This is a genomic window from Amycolatopsis bartoniae, assembly GCF_014191255.1.
Lineage (GTDB): Bacteria > Actinomycetota > Actinomycetes > Mycobacteriales > Pseudonocardiaceae > Amycolatopsis_E > Amycolatopsis_E bartoniae.
Window position 1 is genome coordinate 72,037 of record NZ_JACHWH010000010.1, and the last position, 20,615, is coordinate 92,651.

19 protein-coding genes are annotated in these 20,615 nt (G+C 72.4%); 13 read left to right on the forward strand and 6 right to left on the reverse strand.

Annotated elements, in window-relative coordinates; genetic code table 11:
- Positions 1-21 precede the first annotated feature (21 nt).
- Genes FHX82_RS31145 through FHX82_RS31165 form a run of 5 tightly spaced genes read left to right on the forward strand, consistent with a single transcriptional unit; the run spans position 22 to position 5,119 of the window.
- Entirely contained in the window at positions 22-600 is a 579-nt protein-coding gene (locus tag FHX82_RS31145) for an FKBP-type peptidyl-prolyl cis-trans isomerase (RefSeq protein ID WP_145933856.1), read from the forward strand.
- A 5-nt stretch (positions 601-605) separates the two neighbouring features.
- On the forward strand, positions 606-1,367 hold the full coding sequence (locus tag FHX82_RS31150; RefSeq protein ID WP_145933855.1) for an SDR family NAD(P)-dependent oxidoreductase: 762 nt from the start codon (positions 606-608) through the stop codon (positions 1,365-1,367).
- A gap of 41 nt (positions 1,368-1,408) precedes the next feature.
- On the forward strand, positions 1,409-2,386 hold the full coding sequence (locus FHX82_RS31155; RefSeq protein ID WP_145933854.1) for a DMT family transporter: 978 nt from the start codon (positions 1,409-1,411) through the stop codon (positions 2,384-2,386).
- Positions 2,387-2,395: 9 nt separating this feature from the next.
- Positions 2,396-3,085: a DUF3159 domain-containing protein gene (locus FHX82_RS31160; protein WP_229880300.1), complete on the forward strand. Its 690-nt coding sequence runs from the start codon at positions 2,396-2,398 to the stop codon at positions 3,083-3,085.
- A gap of 39 nt (positions 3,086-3,124) precedes the next feature.
- Positions 3,125-5,119, forward strand: coding sequence for a bifunctional phosphatase PAP2/O-acyltransferase family protein (locus FHX82_RS31165; protein ID WP_145933853.1), 1,995 nt, complete (start codon positions 3,125-3,127; stop codon positions 5,117-5,119).
- Between the two features lies 1 nt (position 5,120).
- Here FHX82_RS31165 and FHX82_RS31170 read toward each other — a convergent pair whose 3' ends face one another.
- Positions 5,121-6,335, reverse strand: coding sequence for a PucR family transcriptional regulator (locus FHX82_RS31170; RefSeq protein WP_229880299.1), 1,215 nt, complete (start codon positions 6,333-6,335; stop codon positions 5,121-5,123).
- A gap of 133 nt (positions 6,336-6,468) precedes the next feature.
- Here FHX82_RS31170 and hpnC point away from each other — a divergent pair, with 133 nt between their 5' ends.
- The 7 genes from hpnC to hpnH are packed head-to-tail and all read left to right on the forward strand — an operon-like array spanning position 6,469 to position 14,956.
- The gene (gene hpnC, locus FHX82_RS31175) at positions 6,469-7,359 is read left to right on the forward strand and encodes a squalene synthase HpnC (RefSeq protein ID WP_145933851.1); all 891 of its coding nucleotides are present in this window, start codon (positions 6,469-6,471) and stop codon (positions 7,357-7,359) included.
- Entirely contained in the window at positions 7,356-8,213 is an 858-nt protein-coding gene (gene hpnD, locus FHX82_RS31180) for a presqualene diphosphate synthase HpnD (RefSeq protein WP_145933850.1), read from the forward strand. The genes hpnC and hpnD overlap by 4 nt, the downstream gene beginning before the upstream one ends.
- Positions 8,210-9,577, forward strand: coding sequence for a hydroxysqualene dehydroxylase HpnE (gene hpnE, locus FHX82_RS31185; protein ID WP_145933849.1), 1,368 nt, complete (start codon positions 8,210-8,212; stop codon positions 9,575-9,577). The genes hpnD and hpnE overlap by 4 nt, the downstream gene beginning before the upstream one ends.
- Positions 9,574-10,584, forward strand: a complete 1,011-nt coding sequence (locus FHX82_RS31190) for a polyprenyl synthetase family protein (RefSeq protein ID WP_145933848.1) — start codon at positions 9,574-9,576, stop codon at positions 10,582-10,584. The genes hpnE and FHX82_RS31190 overlap by 4 nt, the downstream gene beginning before the upstream one ends.
- The gene (gene shc, locus FHX82_RS31195; protein ID WP_145933847.1) at positions 10,584-12,479 is read left to right on the forward strand and encodes a squalene--hopene cyclase; all 1,896 of its coding nucleotides are present in this window, start codon (positions 10,584-10,586) and stop codon (positions 12,477-12,479) included. Before FHX82_RS31190 ends, shc begins: the two co-directional genes overlap by 1 nt.
- On the forward strand, positions 12,476-13,948 hold the full coding sequence (ispH, locus tag FHX82_RS31200; RefSeq protein WP_145933846.1) for a 4-hydroxy-3-methylbut-2-enyl diphosphate reductase: 1,473 nt from the start codon (positions 12,476-12,478) through the stop codon (positions 13,946-13,948). Before shc ends, ispH begins: the two co-directional genes overlap by 4 nt.
- Positions 13,949-13,951: 3 nt before the next feature.
- Positions 13,952-14,956, forward strand: coding sequence for an adenosyl-hopene transferase HpnH (hpnH, locus tag FHX82_RS31205; protein ID WP_145933845.1), 1,005 nt, complete (start codon positions 13,952-13,954; stop codon positions 14,954-14,956).
- 494 nt (positions 14,957-15,450) lie between these two features.
- Here the strand turns inward: hpnH and FHX82_RS31210 are convergent, their stop codons facing one another.
- On the reverse strand, positions 15,451-16,422 hold the full coding sequence (locus tag FHX82_RS31210; protein ID WP_145933844.1) for a quinone oxidoreductase family protein: 972 nt from the start codon (positions 16,420-16,422) through the stop codon (positions 15,451-15,453).
- 49 nt (positions 16,423-16,471) lie between these two features.
- Here FHX82_RS31210 and FHX82_RS31215 point away from each other — a divergent pair, with 49 nt between their 5' ends.
- The gene (locus tag FHX82_RS31215; protein ID WP_145933843.1) at positions 16,472-16,798 is read left to right on the forward strand and encodes a hypothetical protein; all 327 of its coding nucleotides are present in this window, start codon (positions 16,472-16,474) and stop codon (positions 16,796-16,798) included.
- 54 nt (positions 16,799-16,852) lie between these two features.
- On the opposite strand, the gene FHX82_RS31220 is transcribed toward FHX82_RS31215, so the two are convergent.
- The 4 genes from FHX82_RS31220 to FHX82_RS31235 all read right to left on the reverse strand — a co-directional run bounded on the left by FHX82_RS31220 (position 16,853) and on the right by FHX82_RS31235 (position 20,615).
- Positions 16,853-17,788 carry an acyl-CoA desaturase gene (locus FHX82_RS31220; protein ID WP_145933842.1) on the reverse strand — a complete coding sequence of 312 codons (936 nt, stop codon included), beginning with the start codon at positions 17,786-17,788 and terminating at the stop codon, positions 16,853-16,855.
- 82 nt (positions 17,789-17,870) lie between these two features.
- Entirely contained in the window at positions 17,871-18,860 is a 990-nt protein-coding gene (locus FHX82_RS31225; protein ID WP_145933841.1) for a COX15/CtaA family protein, read from the reverse strand.
- A 46-nt stretch (positions 18,861-18,906) separates the two neighbouring features.
- Positions 18,907-19,692, reverse strand: coding sequence for an ABC transporter permease (locus FHX82_RS31230; RefSeq protein WP_145933840.1), 786 nt, complete (start codon positions 19,690-19,692; stop codon positions 18,907-18,909).
- Entirely contained in the window at positions 19,689-20,615 is a 927-nt protein-coding gene (locus FHX82_RS31235; protein ID WP_145933839.1) for an ABC transporter ATP-binding protein, read from the reverse strand. The genes FHX82_RS31230 and FHX82_RS31235 overlap by 4 nt, the downstream gene beginning before the upstream one ends.

Here is a 20,615-nt window from a genome sequence, read left to right on the forward strand (position 1 = left end):
CGGGTCGTTAAGGTGAGCGCCATGCGTAACGCTGGCAAGATCGTGATCGGGGTGGCCGCCGCGCTCGCCCTCGCTGCCTGCTCCAACAGCCAGGAGCCCTCGTCGGTCCCGCCCGGGGACGGCCCGACCTATCCGGCGCCGAACCCGGCCGGCGTGTCGTCGGCCGCGCAGCCCTCGGCGCAGCAGCAGCGCGAGTGCACCGTGGACGACGTCAAGGTCACGGGTGCGTTCGGGGCCAAGCCGACCGTCACCATCCCGGACACCTGCGCCGCGCCGACGAAGCTGCTGACCAAGGACCTCACGCCCGGCACCGGTGCCGCGGCGAAGGCAGGCAGCCAGCTGCAGGTCGACTACGACCTCGTCACGTGGTCGGACAAGGTCGACCAGCAGAACTCCTTCGGCACCGGCGGCTTTCCGGTGACCCTCGGTGAGGGCAGCGTGATCCAGGGCTGGGAAGAGGGCCTGGTGGGCGTCAAGCAGGGCGGGCGCCGGCTGCTGGTCATCCCGCCGGACAAGGGCTACGGCGCGCAGGGCAACCAGTCGATCAAGCCGAACGAGACGCTCGTGTTCGTGGTCGACGCCGTCAAGGTCACCGGCTGAGTCCCGTGCGGCTGCGCGGAGCGGTGGCGGTGGTGACGGGCGCGTCGTCCGGCATCGGCACTGCCACCGCGCTCCGGCTGCACCAGGCCGGGGCGCGGCTGGTCCTGCACGGCCGGGACACCGCCCGGCTGACGGCGCTCGCCGAGCGCACCGGCGGCAGGGTGGTGACCGGCGACCTGGCCGACGTCGCGGGGATCCCGGCGCTCGCGGAGGAGATCCGGAGCCGGTTCGGGACCGTCGACGTGCTGGTCAACAACGCCGGCGTCGGCTGGGCGGGGCGGTTCGGCGAGATGACGGCGCAGGACGTGCGCCGCGTCGTCGACGTGAACCTCACCGCTCCGGTCGAACTGACGCGCGCGCTGCTGCCTGACCTGCTGGACCGGCCGGCGGCGAGCGTGGTCTTCGTGACCTCGATCGCCGGCCGGACGGCGGTGGCGGGGGAGGCGCTCTACTCGGCGGTCAAGGCCGGGCTGGACGTGTTCGCGGAGAGCCTGCGCTTCGAGCTGGCGGCGAGCGCGGTGGACATCGGCGTCGTGGTTCCGGGTGTCGTCGACACCGAGTTCTTCGCCCGGCGCGGGAAGCCGTACGAACGCCGCTCCCCGCGCCCGATCTCCGCCCTGCGGGTGGCTGACGCGGTGGTGCGCGTGGCGGCCGGCGGCCGGGCCGAGCAGTACGTTCCCCGCTGGCTGCGCTGGCCGGTGCTCGTGCGGGGGATGGTGCCCGGCGTGTACCGTCTGCTGGCGACCCGATTCGGTGGTTCCGGCTAGTTCGCCGGAATCTTTTCTGCCTGGGGAGCGCTGCACTCGGTGTGTTGATCCCGGTCCTGCTCGGCTTCGCGGCCGCGTTCCTGTTCGCCGCCTCCGCGGCGCTGCAGCGCAGCGCGGTGCTCGTCGTGGCCGACGCCGACACCGAGCACCGGGCGGCCCAGCACCGCGTCCCCATCCTGTGGCTGATCCGCAGGCTCGTCCGCCAGCGGGTGTGGCTCGCCGGGTGGGCCACGAACCTGCTCGGGTTCCTCAGCCAGGCCACCGCACTGCACTTCGGCTCCATCGCGCTGGTCCAGCCCCTGCTGGTGACCCAGCTGCTGTTCGCGCTGCCGATGGCGTCGGCGGTGATCCGGCAGTGGCCCTCGGCGCGGGACTGGCTCGCCGCGGTCGCGATCAGCGGCGGGGTCGCGCTCTTCCTGGCCGTCGAGGGAGCCGCGCCACTGGACGGTTCGCCCGACCGGGGGAGGCTCGTCGTCGCGGTCCTCGTGGCCGCCGCGGTCGTGGTGGTCCTCGTGCAGCTCGCCCAGGGCCGCGGGCCGCTCGCGCACAGCGCGCTCATCGCCAGCGCCGCCGGCATGTGCTACGCGATCAGCGCGGCGCTGATGAAGCTCACCACCGACGACCTGCTCGTCCGCGGCGTGCTGGCCACCGCGATCGACTGGCCGGGCTACGCGCTCGCCCTGTCCACCCTCACCGGCCTGCTGCTGGGCCAGCAGGCATACGGCTCGGGTTCGCTCTCGGCCGCCATCGCGGTCATGTCGATCGTCAACCCGGCCGTCAGCTACGTGCTCGGCATGCTCGCCTTCCACGCCACGCTGTCCACCGCGCCCGGCCCGCTCGCCGCGTCGGCGGGTGCCGCGGTGCTGCTGGTGGCGGGGGTCTTCGGGCTCGCGCACTCGCCCACCGTGCAACGGGAGACGACCCGGACCGCAACACACGGCGTTTACCCCGGCGCCGGTACCGTGCCCGGCAAAGTTGCGACCTCCCCGCCGCCGCCGGACACTTGGGCACAGGAGTGATCTGAACCCGTGAAGCACGCACCCGCGCATCCCGAGCGCCACCTGGTGATCGAGATCCCGCACCTGAGGAGCACCCTGGCGCGGGCGCTCGTTCTCGCCCTCGAGACCGTCGTCGTCCCGAGCGTGCTGCTGGCCGTCCTGCTGCACTTCGCCGGGCTCGTGCCCGCGCTGTGCGCCGTGCTGGGCTGGTCGGTGTTCGTGATCGGCGCCCGCAGGCTGCTGCGCCGGGACCTGCCCCGGACCCTGCTGCTGTGCACCGGGATGCTCGTCAGCCGCGCCTGCGTCGCGCTCATCACCTCCAGCGCCGTCGTGTACGTGCTGCAGCCCGCGCTCGGCTCGGTGCTGATGTTCCTGGTCTTCGTGGGCAGCGCGATCATGGGCCGCCCCATCACCGCCCGGCTGGCCCGCGACTTCGTGCGGCTGCCCGCCGAGCTGTTCGCGCACCGCACGGTGAACCGGGTGTTCGTCGAGGTGGCGCTGCTGTGGGGTGGTTCACGGCTGATCGACGCCGCGATGACCATCGGCTTCCTGCACTGGGGCGTCGAGGCCGGGCTGTTCTCGCGCGGCGTGCTCAGCGGCCTGCTCACGGCGCTGACCATCGCGGTGTGCGCGGGCCACGGCTGGCGCAAGCTGCGCCGCGTGCCCGGGCTGACGCTGCGGATGGGCTGGCGTTCCCCGGCCGCGCCCGCCGCCGGCTGACCGAGCGCCGCCCCGCGCTCCCGTGCTATATCACGGAGTGTGCTCACAGCCGGGTCGTCAACCAACTCCTCGTTAACAGTCGGGTACCGCCAGGAAGCCGTCACGCGGCCGCGCTGGTGGGGTGAGCTCCTCGCCGGGCTCGCGCTGTTCGCGGTCTACCTGCTGATCGAGGCGAAACCGCTGCCCTCTCGCGAGGTGCGGGCGCTGGACAACGGCGACGCAATCCTGGGCTTCGAGCGCTTCCTGCACCTGGACTTCGAGCTGCCGCTCAACCGGTGGCTGGCCGGGCAGGACTGGCTGCGCACCGCGGCGAACTACGAGTACGCGGTCACCTACATCGCCAGCGCGCTGATCCTGCTGGTGTGGGTCTACGCCCGCCACCCCGGTCACTACCGGCAGGTGCGCAACTCCTTCGCCTGGGTGAACCTGCTCGCGCTGGCCTGCTTCTGGCTGTTTCCCGTCGCGCCGCCCCGGATGCTCGACGGCGCGGGCTTCGTCGACACCGTGCGCCTGGGCCACACGTGGGGCTCGTGGGGATCGCCGATGGTCGAGAACGCGAACCAGCTCGCCGCGATGCCGTCGCTGCACGTGGGCTGGGCGCTGTGGGTGTCGGTGGTGCTCGCCCGGATCTCCGGCGGCCGCCTGGTGCAGGTGGTCAGCGCGGTGCACGTGCTCGTGACGCTCGCGGTGATCCTCGCGACGGGCAACCACTACTGGCTCGACGCGGCCGGTGCTGTCGTCGTGGTGGTGGCTGCTGTCATGATCGCGGACGTGGCGAGACGAGACAGCGACCGCATCCCCGCGTCCGACGCGTTCTTCCTGCACGTCGAGAGCCCGCAAGCGCCGCAGCACGTCGGCGGGCTCATCCTGCTCGACACCTCCCGGGCGGGCACGGTGCCCACGCACGAGCTGGCGGTGGCGACCATCACCGCGAAGCTCGCGCAGCGCCCGGAGTTCCGCAAGAAGCTCGCACCGCCGACCCGCTGGCGGCCGTGGCGCTGGGTCGAGGCGGCGAGCCTCGACTGGTCCTGGCACGTGCCGGTGTTCGACCTGAGCCGCGACGGGCGCCCCGGCGGCATGTCCGCGTTGCACGCGCTGGTCGCCGAGCTGGCCGGGCAGCAGCTGCCGCGCGACCGGCCGCTGTGGCGGTTCTGCGTGGTGACCGGCGTAGAGGAGGATGTCGCCGCCGTCGTCTCGCTGGTGCACCACTCGGTCGCCGACGGCATCGGCACGATCAACCTGATGCTCGACGTGTTCGACTCGCCGGACCTGACCTCCGCGCTGGGCGAGGTCAAGCGGCCGGGGCGGCTCAAGCAGCTGGCCGGCGGCATCGCGGGGATCGCGCAGCTGGCGACCGACGCGCGGCCGGAGGGGCGGCTGGTCACGTCGGACTCCTCCGCGCGCGAGTTCGGCAGCCTGAAGCTCGACCTGGAGGAGGTCCGGGGGCTCGCGCGGCGGCGCGGGGCCCGGGTGACCGACGTGCTGCTGGCCGGGACCGCGTCGGCGTTGCGGCGGGTCGCGAAGGGGCCGCTGCCGTCGAAGCTGCTGGCGTCGGTGCCGCTGATGGCGGCCGAGCCGCGGGCGGGCATGGCGGGCAACGTGACGGCCGCGGTGATGGTCGAGGTGCCGATGGGGGAGATGCCGGAGACCGAGCGCCTCGCGGCGGTCGCGAAGGCGAGCTCCCGGCTGCGCGGCGGCACGCGGGCGATCGCGTCGCGGTTCGTGCAGCACACGGTGGCGAACCTGATGCCGCCGTGGTTCCACGCGTGGTTCGCGCGCACCGTCTACGGCGGCCGGTTCTTCCACGGCACGGTGTCGAACATGCCGGGTGCGACGTGGCAGGTGAACTTCGGCGGCTATCCGCTGATCACGGCGTTCCCGATCATCCCGATCGCGCCGGGGACGCCGTTCGTGGTGGGTGTGCTGGGCTGGTACGGCTCGTTCTCGATGACGGTGGCCACCGACCCGGCGTTCGTCCCCGACGCCGGCGAGTTCCTCGACGAGTTCCGCAAGACCCTCGACGAGTACGCGTGAGCTAGTTCCGCTCGGGGATGCCCCAGGCCAGGGCGAGGGTGAGGCGGCGGCGGTTGTCCGGCTCGTCCAGGCTCTCGCCGAACAGCTCCCGCAGCTGGGTGAGCCGGTAGCGGACGGTCTGCGGGTGGATGTGCAGCTCCTCGGCCACCGCGCGCCGGTCGCCGAGGTGGCGCAGCCACGACGCGAGGGTCTCGCACAGCCGCTGCCGGGTCACCGGGCCGAGCTCGTCGAGCGGGGCCAGGCACTGCGTGCGGAACGCGTCGAGCAGCCGCGCGTCGCGGTGCACGATGATGGAGTCCAGGTGCTCGTCGACGAACACCGGGTCGTCCTCCAGCACGTGCGTGCGCCGCAGCTGCACGGCCACCTCGGCGACCCGCATGCTCGCCGGCAGGTGTTCCAGCGCTACGGCGTGCCCCACGACGGCGCCCGCGCCGCGCAGCGCCGACGCGAGGCGCTCGCGCCGTTGCGGGCCGTCGGGGTCGGGGACGATCGCGCCCACCAGCCGCTGCCGCCGCACGTGCAGGCACGACTGGTCCAGCCGGGCCAGCAGCGCCACGCCGACGGGGTTGTCGGGCTCGACGAGCACCACCGCCGCCTCGCGGGGCAGCGGCCAGTCCACGCGCGCCGCGGCCGCCCGGACGGCGTTGGAGTCCGATCGGTCGGACAGCAGCATGTTGCCCAGCTCGTCGCGCAGCCGCTCCCGCGCGGCGGCGGCCTCGGACTGCTCCAGCACGTAGCCGCGGGCCGACGCCGAGGAGAGCTGGTCGATGAAGATGAAGACCGCCTCCGCGAGGGAGGCGAACACATCGGACGGGACACCCACCTCCAGCGCCACCTCGGCCACGTGGTGCCACGCGACACGGGCGCCGATCTGGTAGGCCGACAGCAGGCTGGTCAGGTCCCGGCCCTGCTGCCACTGCGCGCGGCCGATCTCCTCGAACAGCGGCTGCTCGCTCAGCTGCTCGGGCGGCGGGTCCGACACGCCCGGGAGTTCGGTGATGTCCCATTTCGCCATTTTCATCAGACGGTGCAGGAACATGTTCGCCGAGACGAGGACCTCGTCCCGTTCCGTGACGATGAAGTCGGCGTAGTCCGGCCAGTCGTGGCTCAGCAGACGGGTGACGTCGTCGAGCATCCGGGGCAGTCGTTCGGCGGTCGCGGCCGCGAGTTCCTCCAGTTTCGCGTCCGCTGGGTCAGCTCTTCTGCCTACTTCCACCGGCAACCTCCACCCTTACGTCTCAATCCATCCTTCGAACGGGTTAAGACTGTCCGCTCGTGACAACCCGGCCTTCCCGGAATTTGTTTCCTGTGCGAAGAACCTCGGCCCCTCCCCGATGGATTATGGGCCGATGACATCAGCACCTCCAGGTTCCGACACGGTCGGCGACCCCGTGCTGCCTCCGCAGCCACCGGGCCGGGTGGCTGAGCTGGACCGGAAGCGCGGCGCGGAGAACTTCCCGGTCGCGCTCCGGATACTGCCGCGTGCGCTCCGCCGCGACCTGACCGCGCTCTACGACGTCGCGCGGGTGATCGACGACCTCGGCGACGAGTACGAAGGCGACCGGATCGCGGCCCTGACCTCGTTCCGGAAGGACCTCGCGCGCGCCTGGCAGGGCGAACCCGAGGAGCCGGTGCTGCGCCGCCTCGTCCCGACGATCCGGGCACGTGATCTCGACCACGAGCCGTTCGACCGGCTCCTGCGGGCCAACCTGCAGGACCAGGAGGTCACCCGCTACGCCACGCAGGCCGACCTCGCGCGGTACTGCACCCTGTCGGCCGACCCGGTCGGGCGGATCGTGCTGCGGATCTTCGGGGTGCGCTCCACCGAGGCCGAGCGCCTGTCGGACCTGGTGTGCACGGCGCTGCAGCTGATCGAGCACTGCCAGGACGTCGCGGAGGACCGGCGGGCGGGCCGGATCTACCTGCCGCGGGAGGACCTCGACGCGTTCGGCGTCACCGAAACCGACCTCGACGCCGACCGGGCGAACGTCGCCGTGCGGCGCTGCGTGGCCGCCCAGGTGCAGAAAGCACTCGATCAGTTGACCGAAGGTGCGGCGCTGGTCGGGCTGCTGCAAGGTTGGGCGCGCCTGGCCATCGCCGGATACGTCGCCGGTGGCCTCGCGACCGTCGACGCGCTCCGCCGCGCGAACTGGGACGTCCTCGCGGCGACACCCCGGCCACGCAAGCGGGACGTGCTGATCCACCTTTCGAAGCTGCTGGTGCGGGGAGGCCGCCGTTGACCGAGATCGATGCCGCCTATGCGGAGTGCGCGCGGATCACGAGGACCGAGGCCCGCAACTTCTACTACGGGATCCGCCTGCTGACCCGCGGCCGCCGCGCGGCGCTCTGCGCGGTGTACGCGCTGGCCCGGCGGGTGGACGACATCGGCGACGGCGACCTGCCGATCGAGGAGAAGGCGGTCCGGCTGGAGGAGGTCCGCAAGTCGCTGGCCACCCTCGACACCGCGACCGACCCGGTGCTGGTCGCGGTGGCCGACGCCGCGAAGCGCTACCCGGTCCCACTCGGCGCCTTCGACGAGCTGCTCGACGGGGTCTGGATGGACATCGAGGGCCGCAGCTACGCCACCTTCGAGGACCTGACCGAGTACTGCCGGTGCGTCGCGGGCTCGATCGGGCGGCTGTGCCTCGGGGTGTTCGGCAGCAGGCCGCACCCGGACGCCGCCCGCTACGCCGACTCCCTCGGCATCGCGCTGCAGCAGACGAACATCCTGCGCGACATCCGCGAGGACCTCACCAACGGCCGGGTGTACCTGCCGCAGCAGGAGCTGGACGCGTTCGGCGTCGAGCTGAAGCTGGACGAGCAGGGCAGGCTGGCCGACCCGGACGGGGGCCTGACCGCGCTGATCCGGCACAGCGCCGCCCGTGCGCGCGAGTGGTACGCCGACGGCCTGCGCCTGGCGCCGCTGCTCGACCGCCGCAGCGGCGCGTGCTGCCTCGCCATGGCGGGCATCTACCGGCAGCTGCTCGAACGCATCAACGAGCGGCCGTCCCTCGTGTTCGATCGCCGGCTTTCGCTGTCCGGCCGGGAGAAGCTGGGAGTGGCGGCGCGGGCGCTGTCGGGGCGGCTGTCGTGACCATCAGGGTGGCCGTGCTGGGCGGCGGTCTCGCCGGCATCACCGCGGCCCTGCGCTGCGCGGACGCCGGTCTCGACGTCACCCTGCTGGAGTCGAAGGGGCACCTCGGCGGGCTGACGCACTCGTTCCGCCGCGGCGAGCTGGACGTGGACAACGGCCAGCACGTGTTCCTCCGCTGCTGCACGTCCTACGTGGAGCTGCTGCGCCGGCTCGGGGTGCTGGACAAGGTGTTCCTGCAGCCCAGGCTCGCCATCCAGGTCCGCTCACCGCGACTGCGGGAACCGGTGTGGCTGCGCCGCAACGGGTTGCCCGCGCCGCTGCACCTGGCCGACTCCGTGCTGAAGTACAAGCCGCTGCCGGTGGCCGACCGGCTCAAGTTCGCGAGCGCGGCGTTCGCGCTGAAGGGCGTGGACCGGGACTCGGCCGCGGCCGACGCGCAGTCCTTCGGGGACTGGCTGCGCCGGCACGGCCAGAGCGACGCGGCCATCGGGAAGCTGTGGGACCTGGTGGGCATCGCGACGCTCAACGCGCCCGCCACCGGCGCTTCGCTCGCACTGGCCGCGACGGTGTTCCAGGTCGGGCTGCTCACCGACGCCGCGGCCGCCGACATCGGCTGGTCGAAGGTGCCGCTGCGCGAGCTGCACGGCGAACCGGCCAAGGCGCGGCTGACCGAGGCGGGCGCGCAGGTGCTGCTCGGCACCAAGGCCACCGCTCTCACCCGGGTCGAGGGCGGCTGGCGGATCACGGCGGGGGAGACGGAGTTCGTCGCCGACCGCGTGGTGCTCGCCGTGCCGCCGGAAGTGGCCGAGCGGCTGCTGCCACCCGGAAGCGTGCGGCTGCCCGAGGGGTGGGCGCGGCGCCTCGGCAGCTCGCCGATCGTCAACGCTCATCTCGTCCTCGACCGGAAGGTGCTGGACCAGCCGTTCTTCGCCGCCGTCGACTCCCCGCTGCAGTGGGTGTTCGACCGCACCACGCAGTCCGGTGTGGACGGTGGCCAGTGCCTGGCCGTCTCGCTGTCCGCGGCCGACGACCTGATCGACGTGCCGGTGCGGGAGATCCGGGAGCGGATCCTGCCCGAGCTGCGGCGGGTGCTGCCCGCGGCGGCGACCGCCCACGTGCGCGACTTCTTCGTCACCCGCGAGCGGCACGCGACCTTCCGTCCCACGCCCGGCACCGCGGCCCTGCGCCCGCAGACCCGGACGGCGGCGGATGGGATCGTGCTCGCCGGGGCGTGGACCGCCACCGGGTGGCCCGCGACGATGGAAGGCGCGGTGCGCAGCGGCGACGCCGCGGCCCGTGCCCTGCTCACCCCAGGACCCGCCCTCGACGAACCGACTTCGCCCGAAGGTAAGGACATCCGATGACCGCTGTACTCGACTCCCTGCACCAGGGCAAACAGGCGACGCTGCCCGCGATGCGCGCGGCACTGGACCGGCTGGACCCCACCAGCCGGTCGATCGCCTACTACCACCTGGGCTGGACCGACCTCGACGGCAACCCGACCGACGGCGGCGGCAAGGCCGTGCGGCCCGCGCTCGCCCTGCTGTCGGCGGAGGCGGCGGGCGCCGAGCCGTCGGTGGGCCTGCCCGGCGCGGTGGCCGTCGAGCTGGTGCACAACTTCTCGCTGCTGCACGACGACCTGATGGACGGCGACACCGAGCGCCGCCACCGCCCGACGGTGTGGGCGGTCCGCGGTGCGGCGAGCGCGATCCTCACCGGCGACGCGATGCTGTCGCTGGCGCAGGAGGTGCTGCTCGACGGCGAGGGCCCGGGCGCCGTCGCCGCGGCGCGCCTGCTGGCCGACGCCACGAACGAGCTGATCCGCGGCCAGGTGCTCGACGTGTCCTTCGAGCAGCGCAACGACGTGGGCCTCGACGAGTGCCTCGACATGGCGGCGGGCAAGACCGGCGCGCTGCTGTCGGCCAGCACGGCGATCGGCGCGGTGCTGGCCGGGGCCCCGCAACCGGTCGTGGACGCGCTCGCCGGGTTCGGCGCCGACCTGGGGCTGGCCTTCCAGCTCGTCGACGACGTGCTCGGCATCTGGGGCGAGACCGCGGTCACCGGCAAGCCGGTGTACTCCGACCTGCGGGCGCGCAAGAAGAGCCTGCCCGTCACCTACGCCATCACCCACGGCGGCGCGCTCGGCCGCGAGCTGGCCGACTGGCTGGCGCACGCCGAGGCGCCGGGGGAGGAGTCGGTGCGCCGCGCCGCGGAGCTGGTCGAGCAGGCCGGCGGGCGCAAGTGGGCACTCGACGAGGCCTACCGCCGGATGGCCGCGGGCAGGCAGAAGCTCGAGGACGCCGGAATTCCCGACCACGCGCGGGAGGAGCTGCTGTCGCTCGCGCAGTTCATCGTCACGAGGGAGGCCTGATGACGCAACTCGCCGAAACACCCACCGCACTGCGCAGCCCGGCCGACGCGCTCGGGCGCGCGGTCGCGCACCTGAAGGGGCTGCAGGAGGACGGCGGCTGGTGGAAGGGCGAGCTGGAAACCAACGTCACGATGGACGCCGAGGACCTGCTGCTGCGGGAGTTCCTCGGCATCCGCACCGCGGCCGAGACCGAGGAGGCCGCGCGGTGGATCCGGTCCCAGCAGCGGGAGGACGGCACCTGGGCGACGTTCTACGGCGGCCCCGGCGAGCTGTCCACGACGGTCGAGGCGTGGGTCGCGCTGCGGCTGGCCGGTGACCCGGTCGAGGCGCCGCACATGCGGGCCGCGCAGGAGTTCGTGCTGGCGAACGGCGGGCTGGAGGCGACCCGCGTGTTCACCCGCATCTGGCTCGCGCTGTTCGGGCTGTGGTCGTGGGACGACCTGCCGAACATGCCGCCAGAGCTGATCTTCCTGCCGTCGTGGTTCCCGCTCAACGTCTACGACTGGGGCTGCTGGGCGCGCCAGACCGTGGTGCCGCTGACCATCGTCTCCACGCTCAGGCCGGTGCGCCCGCTGCCCGTCGGCGTGGACGAGCTGCGCACGGGGGTGCGGCCGCGCAAGGAGCGCAGGCCGTGGACGTGGTCCGGCGCGTTCGAGTACCTCGACAAGGCGCTGCACACGTACGCGAAGCTGCCGGTGAAGCCGCTGCGGGGGCTGGCGATGCGCACGGCCGCGGAGTGGATCCTCGCGCGGCAGGAGGCGGACGGGTCGTGGGGCGGCATCCAGCCGCCGTGGGTGTACTCGCTGCTGGCGCTGCACCTGCTGGGCTATTCGTTCGAGCACCCGGCGGTGAAGGCCGGGTTCGCGGGCCTCGACGGGTTCATCATCCGGGAGGAGACCCCGGACGGCTGGGTACGCAGGCTGGAGGCGTGCCAGTCGCCGGTGTGGGACACCGGGCTGGCGATGACGGCGCTGCACGACGCGGGCGTGCCGGCCGACGACCCGGCGCTGCTCAAGGCGGCGGACTGGCTGCTGGGCGAGGAGGTCCGCGTGCCCGGCGACTGGGCGGTCAAGCGGCCCGCGACCCCGCCAGGCGGCTGGGCGTTCGAGTTCGCCAACGACATCTACCCCGACACCGACGACACCGCCGAGGTGGTGCTCGCGCTGCGGCGCACCGCGCACCCGGACCGGCCGCGGGTGAAGGAGGCCATCGACCGGGCCGTGGTGTGGCTGCAGGGGATGCAGTCCCGCGACGGCGGCTGGGGCGCGTTCGACGCGGACAACACGCGGGAGCTGACGACCAAGCTGCCGTTCTGCGACTTCGGCGCGGTGATCGACCCGCCGTCGGCCGACGTCACCGCGCACATCGTGGAGATGATGGCCGCCGAGGGGCTCGCGAACAGCCCCGAGTGCCGCCGCGGGGTGAAGTGGCTGCTCGACGCCCAAGAGGACGACGGGTCCTGGTTCGGGCGGTGGGGCGCCAACCACCTCTACGGCACGGGCGCGGCGGTGCCCGCGCTGGTCGCGGCCGGGGTGTCGCCCGGCGACCCGGCGGTGCGCCGGGCGGTGAAGTGGCTGGAGTCGTGCCAGAACCCCGACGGGGGCTGGGGCGAGGACCTGCGGTCCTACCGGGACCCGGCGTGGATCGGCAAGGGCGACTCGACCGCGTCGCAGACCGCGTGGGCGCTGCTCGCGCTGCTGGCGGCGGGGGAGCGCGAGTCGGCGATGGTCAAGCGCGGCGTGCGCTGGCTGGTGGAGACGCAGCGGGCGGACGGGACGTGGGACGAGCCGCAGTTCACCGGCACCGGCTTCCCGGGTGACTTCTACATCAACTACCACCTGTACCGGCTGGTGTTCCCGGTCTCGGCGCTGGGTCGATACGTGGAGTCGGCGTGAGTGGTGTGGTGTGCGCGCCGATGCACCTGGAGGCCGCGGCGTTGCGGGCTCCCGGGGTGCGGGTGCTGCACACGGGCATGGGCCCGCGCCGCGCGGCCGAGTCCGCGCGGCGGTTCACCGGCACTACGCCCGTCCTCGTCGCCGGTATCGCGGGCGGCGTCACGGACTCGGTGCGGCCCGGTGACCTCGTGGTGGCCACGGAGATCGATGGCCCGGACGGTCCCGTGCCGCTGCGGTCGGCGCCGCTGCTGGCCGGTGCGTTGCGGCGGCTCGGCCTGACCGTCCACACCGGACCCGTCGCGTCGGCGGAGTCGCTGGTGGACGGCACCGAGCGCGAGGGGTACGCCGCGCGCGGCGCGCTGGCGGTGGACATGGAGTCGGCGCAGTTCGCCACCGTGCCGGGTCCGCTGGCGGTGGTGCGGGCCATTGTGGACACCCCGGAACACCCGTTGTGGCGGCCGGGCACGGTCCGGCGCGGGCTCACCGGGCTGCGGTCGCTGCGTGCGGCCGCACCGGCGCTGCGCGAGTGGTGCGAGGCGGCGGGCCGCGGGGAGATCCTGCGGGCCAGTCCCCGGTCGTTCTGCGCGGGCGTGGACCGGGCGATCGAGATCGTGGAGCGGGCGCTGGAGCGGTACGGCGCGCCCGTGTACGTGCGGCGCCAGATCGTGCACAACATCCACGTCGTGCGGCGCCTGGAGGACATGGGCGCGGTGTTCGTCCAGGAGGTGGACGAGGTGCCCGCCGGGGCGACGACGGTGCTCGCCGCACACGGGGTGGCGCCGTCGGTGCGCCAGGCCGCGGCGGCGAAGGACCTGCGGGTGATCGACGCGACCTGCCCGCTGGTCACCAAGGTGCACAACGAGGTGCGCCGGTACAGCTCGCGCGGGGACACGGTCCTGCTCATCGGCCACTCCGACCACGAAGAGGTCGAGGGCACGGTCGGTGAGGCGCCGGAGCAGGTGGTCGTCGTCGAGGACGCGTCCGCGGCCCGGCACGTGCGGGTGCGCGACCCGGAGAAGGTCGCGTACGCGATGCAGACGACTCTGGCGGTCGACGAGGCCGAGGAGATCGCGTCCGTGCTGCGCGAGAGGTTTCCCGCGATGTCGGCGCCCCGGCGCGACGACATCTGTTACGCCACCACGAACCGGCAGCGGGCGGTGCGGGCGGTCGCCGACTCCGCCGACCTGGTGCTCGTGGTCGGTTCGGCGAACTCGTCGAACTCGAAGCGGCTGGTCGAGGTGGCGCGGCGCCAGGGCCCGCCCGCCCACCTGGTCGACGACGTGTCCGAGGTGGACATGCGCTGGCTGGCGGGAGCGCGGCGGGTGGGGATCACGGCGGGGGCCTCGGCGCCGCCGCACCTGGTGGAAGAGCTGACCCGGTGCCTGGCGGGGCTCGGCCGCACGACCGTGCGGGACAGCCAGGTGGCCGACGAAGACATCCGATTCACGTTACCTCGAGAGGTGGGGTAGATCATGGCCATGCCGTTGCGCCAGTCCATCCGGCTGGGAGCTTATCTGGCCAAGCAGAAGCTGCAGCGCAAGGACAAGTACGCGGTGCTGGTGGAGCTGGAACCGTTGTTCGCGTGCAACCTCAAGTGCGGTGGCTGCGGCAAGATCCAGCAGCCCGCGCACCTGCTCAAGCAGCGGATGCCGGTGCAGCAGGCCGTCGGCGCGGTCGAGGAGAGCGGCGCGCCGATGGTGTCCATCGCCGGCGGTGAACCGCTGATGCACCCGCAGATCCACGAGATCACGCGCATCCTGCTGGAGCGCGGGAAGATCGTGTTCCTGTGCACGAACGCGCTGCTGCTGCCCAAGCACATCGACAAGTTCAAGCCGCACCGCAACTTCTCGTGGATGGTGCACATCGACGGCCTGGAGGAGAAGCACGACGCCTCGGTGCGCAAGGAGGGCGGTTTCCAGGCGGCGGTCGACGCGATCAGGCTCGCCAAGCAAAAGGGCTTCCGGGTGATGACGAACACGACGTTCTTCAACACCGACACCCCGCAGGACGTCATCGACGTGCTGGACTACCTCAACGACGAGGTCGGCGTGGACAACATGCAGCTCTCGCCGGGCTACGCGTACGAGAAGGCGCCGGACCAGGAGCACTTCCTCGGCGTGCAGCAGACGCGCGAGCTGTTCTCGAAGGCGTTCGGCGACGGCCGCCGCAAGAAGTGGCGGCTCAACCACTCGCCCCTGTTCCTCGACTTCATCGAGGGCAAGCGCGACTTCGAGTGCACGCCGTGGGGCATCCCGTCGTACTCGCTGCTGGGCTGGCAGCGCCCGTGCTACCTGCTCGACGACGGCTACGCGAAGACCTTCCGCGAGCTGATCGAGGAGACGGAGTGGGACAAGTTCGGCCGCGGCAAGGACCCCCGCTGCGCGAACTGCATGGCCCACTGCGGTTACGAGCCGACGGCCGTCATCGCGACGACGAGCAGCCTGAAGGAGACGATCAGGGCGGCGGTGGGGGCGTAAGCCGGTTCGGAACAAACTTGAGAGTTGGGTGGTCATCCCGTCGCCTGAACTCGCACCATCACTTTGAGCCAGGCCCGCAACATCCGCTGCCCACCGGCGGCCGAACTACGCAACCTTGCGGGTCTGGGTCAAAGTGATATGCACAAACCGCAGGCGACGGGATGACCACACGACTCGACCACGCTGCCAAGGTGAGATCCCTTGGGGCCCATCATCCTGGAGCCTGCCCGCCGGCGAGGCATTCTTTTGATCTTTCGTCCCAGCGTGGTCACCTGCGGTGGGCCGGGCGCGGGCGCCCTCCACTGCCCGGCCACCCCCGCCCCTCTCCCTTGATCGTTTAACGGTTGGCTCACCGCGTCAAGGGCGCCTGCGGCGTCGCTTCGCGATCGCTGCGCGACCCTTGACCCGGCGAGCCAACCGCTAATGAGGCTGGGGACCGGGGACGGGGGAGGTCCGGGCGTGTGCCGGGCCTGTTTTGCTGCCTCTGTCCGTTTTTACGGCAGTAGCAGGAGCTTTCCCGTTGTCTTCCGGCCCTGTAGGTCTTCGTGTGCTTGCCGGGCGTTTGCCAGGGGGTAGCGGTGTCCGATTCGGACGTGGAGTGAACCGTCCCGCACGGCGCTGAAGAGTTCCCTTGCTCGCCAGTCCAGTTCCTCGCGCGTCCGGACATAGTGGACGCTCGTGGGGCGGGTCAGGTACACCGAACCGCTGCGGTTGAGGACTTGCGGGTCCACCGGGGGGACCGGGCCGCTCGATGCGCCGAACAGTGCCAGCACTCCGCGGACTCGCAGGCTGGCGAGGCTTCCGTCGAAGGTCGTCTTTCCGACACCGTCGTAGACGACCGCCACGCCCTCGCCGTCCGTGAGTTCGCGGGTTTCCTCGGCGAAGTCGACCTGGTCGTACCGGATCACCTCGTCGGCGCCGGCTTCGCGCGCCAGGTTTTCCTTCTCCTCAGTGGACACCGTGCCGATCACCCGTGCGCCCCTGGCCTTCGCCAGCTGCGTCAGCAACAGGCCCACACCACCGGCCGCCGCGTGGATCAGGACCGCGTCGCCCTTCTGGACCTCGTACGTCGAGCGCACCAGGTAGTGTGCCGTGACGCCCTGCAACATCAGCGCCGCCGCCGTCTCGTCCGGGACGCCCTCCGGCACGTGGACGGCGACGCGGGCGGAAACCCGTGCCTGGCTCGCGTAGCTGCCGAGGTTCCCCTGCCACGCCACCCGGTCACCGGCCGCGAAACCCGTCACGTCCGGGCCGGCGGACACCACCGTGCCCGCGCCCTCCATGCCCAGCGTCGCCGGCAGCTCCAGGGGATAGAGCCCGCTGCGGTGGTAGGTGTCGATGTAGTTCACCCCGGCCGCGCGTACGTCCACGAGCAGCTCGCCCGGGCCTGGGTCCCCGACCTCCACCTCATCGGCTTCGAGCACTTCCGGGCCGCCCGTCCGGTGGATCCGCACTGCCGTGGGCATGAGTACTCCTCGTCTCCTTCGCCTGCCTGCACCGCACCCCGAGTCTAGGATGCTGGACGTGGCTGAAGAGACCGAAAAGACCCCGGACCCGACCGCGAAGCAGCTCGCCGCTGCCCGGAAGTTCGTCGCCGAGCACGGCAAGCCCAGCAAGGGCGTGGTGGAGAACATCGGCCGCGCCGGGGCGCGTGTCGTGCTGGTGGGGGCCGACGGCGCGCTCGGCGACATCGTGGTGCCCGCGACCGGCACCGGCGAGGCGCTCGTCGAGGCCGTCGAGGACCTCGAACCCGCCGAGTGGGACGCCGCGACCGTCAACGCCGTCAAGATCGGGCCCGCGCACCGGCACCGGATGGCCGGGCCCGCCGGGCGCCGTTCCTGAAAGCCGGCGGATCCTCGGGTTGGCGGGCCCACCCGTCAACCCGAGGATGATCCGCTACGCGGGGGTGACCCGCTTGGCCGCGATGCGCTCAGGCTTCGGCCACCGGACGTCGCGCGCCCAGTGCAGCTTCTCGAACATCCAGATCACCCGCGCCGACACGTCCAGCTGACCGCGCAGCACGCCGTGCCGCGCGCACGTCGGGTCGGCGTGGTGGGAGTTGTGCCAGGACTCGCCCATCGACAGGATGGCCAGCGGCCAGAAGTTCGCCGCCTTGTCGCGGCTCGCGAACGGGCGGTCGCCGACCATGTGGCAGATCGAGTTCACCGACCACGTCACGTGATGCAGGAACGCGATGCGCACCAGCCCGGCCCAGAAGAACGCCGTCACCGCGCCCTGCCACGACCAGCTGAGCAGCCCGCCCAGCACCCCGGGCAGCACGAGGCTCAGCGTGATCCACAGCCAGAAGTACCGGTTCACCACGCGCAGGTCACGGTCGGCCACGAGGTCGGGGGCGAAGCGGTCGTAGTTGGTGACCTCCCGCTGGAACATCCAGCCCATGTGCGCGTGCCAGAACCCGCGCAGCAGCGCCGCCGGCGAGGTGCCGAACAGCCACGGGGAGTGCGGGTCGCCGTCGCGGTCGGCGAACGCGTGGTGGCGCCGGTGGCTCGCGACCCAGAAGATCACCGAGCCCTGCACCGCCATGCTGCCGGCGATCGCGAGCGCCACCCGCAGCGGGCGGGCGGCCTTGAACGCGCCGTGCGTGAAGTACCGGTGGTAGCCGACGGTCACGCCGAGGGTGGCGAGCACGTAGAACACCACGGCGAGCACGAGGTCGAGCCACGTCAGCCCCCAGCCCCATGCCAATGGCAGGGCGGCGAGCAGCGCGACGAACGGGATCAGCAGGAAGGCCTTCAGCACGATCATCTGCCCGGCCGTGCGCCGGTGGGAAATCAGGGGTTTCGCGCCGGTGCGGACGTCAGTGGCACTCATGGAACTGCTACCTCACTCCGGTTGCGGCGGGGTCCGGCCCCCGCCGCCGTGAGCGTAACGTGCCCGGCTGGCGCGCACACCGCTACGGCGTTACGGCCGGGTAGCCACTGGCCGTCACCGCGTCGCGCCCGGCGGAGGCGCCGGAAACCGGCGGCAGCCCGCGATCGCGGGCGCCGCACCACAACGCGCCCGTCGCCACGATCACGAGCGCCGAGCCGAGGACGTGCAGCGAGACCAGCGCCTCCGGCACACCCAGCGCGTACTGCACGACGCCGAGGATGCCCTGCGCGACCGCCACCAGCCAGACCGCGCCGTAGCGCCGCCACAGCCGGTGCGAGGCGCCGGTGCGCAGCAGCGTCAGCCCGAACACGGCGAGGACGACCAGGTACACCACGAGGATTCCGCTGTGGACGCGCGCCAGCGTCTCGATCGGAGCGTCGAGGCGGTGGGTCTGCGTGTCACCGCCGTGCGGACCCGCGCCGGTGACCGTGGTGCCCGCGACGAGGATCGCCCACATCAGGACCACGAGCGCGACGAGGAACGTCCGGGCGATCGGCGGCACCAGCCAGCGCGGCCGCTCGTCGCCCTCGGTGAAGGCGTGCAGCAGCAGGGTGGCCAGCCAGATCAGGGGGGTGGAGGCGAGGAAGTGGATCGCGACGGTCCACCACTCCAGCTTGGCGAGCACCGTCATCCCGCCGACGACGGCCTGCAGCACGACGCCGCCGGGCATCGTCCAGGCGAGCGCGAGGAGACGCTTGCGGGGCGTGTCGAGGTGCACGCGCCAGGCGGTGAACACGGCCAGCACGGCCACCAGGATGACCACGCCGGTGAGCAGGCGGTTGCTGAACTCGATCCACTGGTGGATCCCGTGCAGCTCGTCGTGCGCGACGGGCACCATGCTGCCGGGCTGGCACTGCGGCCACGTGGCGCAGCCGAGGCCGGAGCCGGTGACCCGGACGACCGACCCGGTGACGCCGATCCCGGCCTGCGCGACGATCGCGGCGATGCCGACGGCCTTCCGAGCGGCGGGCGAGGGAAGCGGAAGCCGGGCGACGAGCGAGTTCAGAACCACGATCCGAGGATAGGCGTGGGACCAAGGTCCCGCGGACACCGGCCCGTCAGGTCAGCCGGGTGGTGCGGGTGGCCACCGCGCCCGCGACCGCGCCCCAGCAGAGCAGCACCACGACCGGCTCCCAGGCGAGCGTGCCACCGACCAACGCCTGACGCAGGCCCTCGGCGAGCGCGCCCGACGGCAGCAGCTCCACGACAGCGGCGACACCGCCCGGAAGCGCCGACGGGGCCAGCAGGATCCCGCCCGCGAGCAGCAGCACGAACCACACGATGTTCGCCAGCGCCAGCACCGCCTCGGCGCGCAGCGAGCCGCCCAGCAGGACGCCCAGCGCGCCGAAGCTCAGGGTGCCGAGCACGAGCAGCAGCACGGCCTCCGCGACCCCGGGCCCGGACGGCGACCAGCCCAGGACCGCCGCGACCACGCCGAGCACGACGACCTGCAGCAGCACCACGACGAGCGCCGCCACGATCCGGCCCGCCACGAGCAGCCAGCGCGGCAGCGCGGTGGCCGACAGCCGCTTGAGCACGCCGTAGCGCCGGTCGAAACCGAGGGCGATCGCCTGCCCGGTGAACGCCGACGACATCACCGCGAGCGCGAAGATCCGCGGCGTCACCCAGTCCACCTTGGACACGGAACCGAGGTCGCCCTGCGGCAGGATGTCCAGCAGCGTCAGGCCGATCAGCAGCGCGAGCGGGATCAGCAGGGTCAGCAGGATCTGCTCGCCGTGGCGCAGCGTGAGGCTCGTCTCGACCTTCGCGTGCGTGAGCAGCATCCTCGTCCGGCTGCCCGCGCCCGGCTTCGGCGTGAACGTGCCCGGGGCGAACGTGGTCATGACCGCAGCTCCCGTCCGGTGAGCTCGAGGAAGACCTCTTCCAGGTCCCGCTTGCCCACGTGCAGCTCCTCCGCGAGCACCCCTTGCTGCGCGCACCACGACGTGACGGTGGAGACCACCTGCGGGTCCACCAGGCCGAGCACGTGGTAGCTGCCCGGCGCCGGCTCGTGCACGTGGTAACCCTCGGGCAGGGCCGCGGTGAGCAAAGTCGTGTCGAGGCCGGGCCGGGCCTTGAACCGCAGCTGCGCGGCCTCGCCCTCCTCGGCGGTCAGCGCGCTCGGCGTGCCCTCGGCGATGACGCGGCCGTCGTCGACGATCACCACGTCGTCGGCCAGCGCCTCGGCCTCCTCCATCAGGTGGGTGGTGAGCAGGATGCTCACGCCGTCCGAGCGCAGCGCGCCGAGCAGGTCCCACACCAGGCGGCGGGCCTGCGGGTCCATGCCCGCGGTCGGCTCGTCGAGGAACACCAGCTCCGGGCGCCCGACGAGCGCGCACGCGAGCGACAGGCGCTGCTGCTGACCGCCGGACAGGCGCTTGAACGGGGTGCGGCGCGCCGAGGACAGCCCGAGGACGTCCAGCAGCCACGCGGGATCCAGCGGCTCGGCGGCGCACGAGGCGACCAGGCCGAGCATTTCCCCGGCCCGCACGCCCGGATACGCCCCGCCGCCCTGCGGCATCACGCCGATGCGCGGGCGCAGCGCGCGGCCCTCGCGCACGGGGTCCAGGCCGAGCACGCGGACGCAGCCCGAGTCGGGGCGGCGGAAGCCTTCGCAGATCTCGACCGTGGTGGTCTTCCCGGCGCCGTTGGGGCCCAGCAGGGCGAGCAGGCGGCCACGGTGCATCTTCAGGTCAAGGCCGTCGACGGCGGTCTTCGGGCCGTACTTCTTCACCAGCCCGGTGATCTCGACGGCAGGGGTGCTCAC